Here is a 3,876-nt window from a genome sequence, read left to right as displayed (position 1 = left end):
GCCAAAAGCGCAGGATATTCTGAAACGTCTGCGGCGGTCGCAGGTTATTGCGGCGGAAATGATGTTCGCGATGGGTCGATCAAAGGGAGCGATTGACGCGGTGATGATCGATTACGGCTTTGCCCAAGGTCATTTCGGCGCCGAGCCAGAGCAAGTGTCGCCGCACGATCGGACAGAGATCACCGAACGTCTAATCGGTGCGATCGCAGGCGAGGGTGGTCGCATCCTCCAAGACGGCCTCGCACGGCGGGCGGCGGATATTGATGCGGTGGCCGTTATCGGGATGGGTTTCCCGCGGTGGCACAGTGGCCCCATGCATGCCGCCCGCGAAATCGGGATCGTTCACTTGCGCGAAAAGATGCGCGACTGGCAGGTTGAAAGCCCCGTGTGGACTGTGCCGCGCATGATGGATGAAGCGGCGAAATACCTGATGGGCTTTGACGCGATCAGCGTCCAGCACCCTTAACCGAGGCTGATCCCGAGGATCACAGCCATCAGGCCCATCACAGACAACAACAGCATACCAAGGTTGATCGGGATCACCTTGCCCAGACGTTTGCGAAGGTCGTCGTCATCGGTCGCTGCTTTTTTCGCAGCGCGCACCAGAACCACGGTCCACAGCAAGCCGCAGACACCAATTGCCGTGATTGCGGCACCGATCCAGATCAGCAGGTCCATCGTCGTCTCCCTCTGTGTTGCGGGGTTTCGCCTAACGCGGGGATATGAGCTTGGCAAGGGTCTTGGCAAGCGGCGGGGCAGGGGTTAGGGATTGCGCCCAACCCGAAATGAAGGAGCTCCTATGTCCGATTCCGTCACCGAAAGCGTTGCGAGCCAAGAGCTGCGCCAGTTCATTGAACGCGTCGAACGTCTGGAAGCCGAAAAGAAAGACATCGCTGACAGCATCAAAGAAGTGATGGCTGAAGCCAAGGGTCGTGGCTACGACACCAAAGTCATGCGCAAGGTCATTTCGCTGCGCAAACGCGATGCAAACGACATCGCCGAAGAGGAAGCGATCCTCGACATGTATAAGGCTGCATTGGGCATGTAATCCGTGCGGGGCGGCCCCATGCCGCCCTGACGTTTGCCGCTAGGGTTGAATGAACTTCACACCTGGCATTTGGGCGATCAGTTCCAGATCGTCCTCGTAGGCGGCGGTGATATGTTCGACCATATCATCGGTCCAGCCTTCAATCTCGATATCTTCGACGATCTGATCCTCTAGGGCGAACCGCTCTAGGAAGGTGGCGATCACTTTGCGCTTTTTCGCCTCGGTCTGGGGCGGATGCGATTTGATGTAGGCCAGAAAGCGGTGCATCCCTTCGCGGCTCATGATCGTTTGCAAGAGGTCAAAGCCCCCCGTGATCCGCGTCATCGGATCAACGCCAGATACTTCACGAATGAGCTGCGCCCAGAGGAACGGCGTGTCCTCGTTGCACCAAACGGTCACAGGAATACCGGGCGCATTATCGAGGAGCCGTTCGATCACATCGGACCAGCGCACTTGATCCAGTCGCGCGCCTCGCATGAAATCATCCAGCGTCTCTGCCTTGGACGCCTTGAGCGCCTCGGGCAAGAACGTCGCGGGATTGCGGATGCCGATATAGAGGGACACCTGATCACGTGGGAACAGGTCGCGCAGCGTCTGCGCCTTGGCGGAGGCGAGCGAATAGAACTCCCCGCCTTCAAAGATACGGTTCGGCACGCAGATGAAATCGGGATTGCTGAGGACAACGCGGTGGCCCTCTTGGTCCTCAAGGATCGCATCAATCAGGATATCGCGGGTTTCCTCAGCGGGCATCTGACCCTGAAGGTTGTGCATGGTTTCCCGCAGCAGACGACGATAGCGGTTCGGTTGGGGCACGATCACGCCCTGTTGCGCAAAGCCGTCCGCATTTTTGAGCAAGCTTTTGATAAGCCGCTCGTCATCCGTGCAGCTTGCGCCGATATGAACCGCGATTTCCATGTCGTCTTTCTGTTCTGCTTTTTGTTGCCCCAATATAAGGGCTTTTCTGGACAGGGAAACCGCTTTCGGATAGGCGATCATTTATGTCCGAGCAAACTAGTCAGATATCAGCAACCGCAAAGCGCCGTCACCTGATAGACAGGTGGTCTGTTGGCGCGTTGATCATCGCGGCTTTGGTGCTGATGCCGATCCTCGCGGTCGTTTGGTTTGCTGTTACGCCGACAGACAACATTTGGCCGCATCTCTTGCGCACCACATTGCCCCGCTACCTGAGCAACACGCTGATCCTGATGGGATCGGTCGGGGTGATCACAGCAGCGGTCGGGGCAGGGGCCGCATGGCTGGTCGTCATGTATCGCTTCCCCGGTCGTCAGTGGTTGCAATGGGCGCTTCTGATGCCTTTGGCTGTGCCGGCTTACGTGGGGGCCTATGCGCTGGTGGACCTGCTGGAATACGCGGGCCCCGTGCAAACGACATTGAGAGAGCTATTCGGCTGGACTCGTCCAACGGACTACTGGTTCCCCGCTATCCGCACCCGCTGGGCGGCGGTTCTGGTGCTCTCTGCCTCGCTCTACCCTTACGTCTACCTTTTGGCCCGCGCTGCGTTCCGCGAACAATCGGGCGCTGGATACGAGGTCGCCCGTGCGCTGGGCGTTGGCCCCTTGGGGCGGTTCTGGCGGGTAGGTCTTCCCCTCGCACGTCCTGCTATCGCGGCGGGCTGTGCGGTCGCGATGATGGAGACCGTGAACGATTTCGGAACGGTCGACTATTTCGCCGTCCAAACCCTGACCACAGGGATTTTCACCACGTGGCTACAGGGCGGCAATCTTGGCGGCGCTGCGCAAATCTCGATCCTCGTGCTGGGGCTTATCGTGCTCCTCGTCACGCTTGAAAAAATCTCGCGCCGTCGGAGCCGTTTCTTTACCTCGGCCCGTGGTCAACGCCCTGTCGAGGCCGTCGCCCTGACGGGGTTCGGCAAATGGATCGCGACCTTGGCCTGTATGATCCCGCTGACGCTGGGTTTCATCCTGCCCGTCGTCGTCCTGTCGAGCCACGCTTTTAACGCGGGCCAATGGGTTGATCCGGGGCTGATCCGCGCCTTTACCCACACGCTCGTTGTTGGCGGCGTGGCGGCAGTTCTCACCGTGATCGGCGGCGTTTTGATGGTCTACGGCGTCCGCCTCTCGGGCAAGTCGCTGCCGCGCCTTCTGATGCCCGTCACCGCGATTGGCTACGCCGCACCGGGGGCCGTTCTGGGCCTCGGTATTCTGGTGCCATTAGCAGTCTTTGATAACAAACTCGCCGACGGCGTGCTGGCCCTCACGGGCTGGGATCCGGGCCTTTTGCTGACGGGCACAGCTGCAGCGCTGGTCATTGCCTATGTGGTCCGTTTCTTCGGAATCGCTCAAGGCGCGGCCGACGCCGCATTGGGCCGTGTGTCGCCCAGCCTTCCGATGGCAGCACGGTCGCTCGGCCAGACTGCGGGCGGCGTGCTGAAACAAATTTATTTGCCGCTCGTGCGGGCCTCTATCGGCTCTACGCTCCTCTTGGTTTTTGTAGATTGCGTCAAAGAACTGCCTGCGACACTTCTGTTAAGGCCGTTTAATTACAATACCTTAGCAACGCGCGTGCACGAAAAGGCCAGCCTCGAAAACCTGACCCAAGCCGCCCCCGCCGCCCTCGTCATCACACTCGTCGGCCTCTGTGCGGTCGCACTTCTTGCACGAGCGAACCGATAGGTCTTGCGCAGTTCGCAACGACTCGTTATCAGGCCTCCCGTGCCCCTATAGCTCAGCTGGTAGAGCAACTGATTTGTAATCAGTAGGTCCGCGGTTCGAGTCCGTGTGGGGGCACCACTTCTTTCCCTAATTTCCAATTATTCTGCGCCTGATACGTGGTCCGCTACCGTAATC

4 protein-coding genes, 1 tRNA gene and 1 pseudogene are annotated in these 3,876 nt (G+C 59.2%); 4 read left to right on the top strand and 2 right to left on the bottom strand.

Going from position 1 to position 3,876, the window contains the following annotated elements; genetic code table 11:
* Positions 1-466, top strand: a pseudogene (locus AC1QQ2_RS13740) (hypothetical protein); the annotation flags it as partial.
* Here the strand turns inward: AC1QQ2_RS13740 and AC1QQ2_RS13735 are convergent.
* Positions 463-678, bottom strand: coding sequence for a hypothetical protein (locus AC1QQ2_RS13735; protein ID WP_105235596.1), 216 nt, complete (start codon positions 676-678; stop codon positions 463-465). The pseudogene AC1QQ2_RS13740 and the gene AC1QQ2_RS13735 overlap by 4 nt on opposite strands.
* A gap of 121 nt (positions 679-799) precedes the next feature.
* Between AC1QQ2_RS13735 and AC1QQ2_RS13730 the strand changes: the two genes are divergently transcribed.
* Positions 800-1,048, top strand: coding sequence for a DUF2312 domain-containing protein (locus tag AC1QQ2_RS13730; RefSeq protein ID WP_067548171.1), 249 nt, complete (start codon positions 800-802; stop codon positions 1,046-1,048).
* Positions 1,049-1,087: 39 nt separating this feature from the next.
* Here AC1QQ2_RS13730 and AC1QQ2_RS13725 read toward each other — a convergent pair whose 3' ends face one another.
* Positions 1,088-1,996, bottom strand: a complete 909-nt coding sequence (locus tag AC1QQ2_RS13725; RefSeq protein WP_479713548.1) for a hypothetical protein — start codon at positions 1,994-1,996, stop codon at positions 1,088-1,090.
* A 50-nt stretch (positions 1,997-2,046) separates the two neighbouring features.
* On the opposite strand from AC1QQ2_RS13725, the gene AC1QQ2_RS13720 reads away from it, so the two are divergent.
* Positions 2,047-3,702, top strand: coding sequence for an ABC transporter permease (locus AC1QQ2_RS13720; protein WP_479713547.1), 1,656 nt, complete (start codon positions 2,047-2,049; stop codon positions 3,700-3,702).
* 41 nt (positions 3,703-3,743) lie between these two features.
* Positions 3,744-3,819: transfer RNA gene (locus AC1QQ2_RS13715), tRNA-Thr, on the top strand.
* The last annotated feature ends 57 nt before the right edge of the window (positions 3,820-3,876 follow it).

Source organism: Aestuarium sp. (assembly GCF_023253315.1).
Taxonomy (GTDB): domain Bacteria; phylum Pseudomonadota; class Alphaproteobacteria; order Rhodobacterales; family Rhodobacteraceae; genus Marivivens; species Marivivens donghaensis.
The sequence above is the reverse complement of the archived record's forward strand: the minus strand, read 5'-3'. Positions and strand labels throughout refer to the sequence as shown.

Excerpts from the sequence above, each read along its gene's own strand:
- AC1QQ2_RS13735 (WP_105235596.1), bottom strand. The coding sequence starts at position 678 with ATGGACCTGCTGATCTGGATCGGTGCCGCAATCACGGCAATTGGTGTC.
- AC1QQ2_RS13730 (WP_067548171.1), top strand. The coding sequence starts at position 800 with ATGTCCGATTCCGTCACCGAAAGCGTTGCGAGCCAAGAGCTGCGCCAG.
- AC1QQ2_RS13720 (WP_479713547.1), top strand. The coding sequence starts at position 2,047 with ATGTCCGAGCAAACTAGTCAGATATCAGCAACCGCAAAGCGCCGTCAC.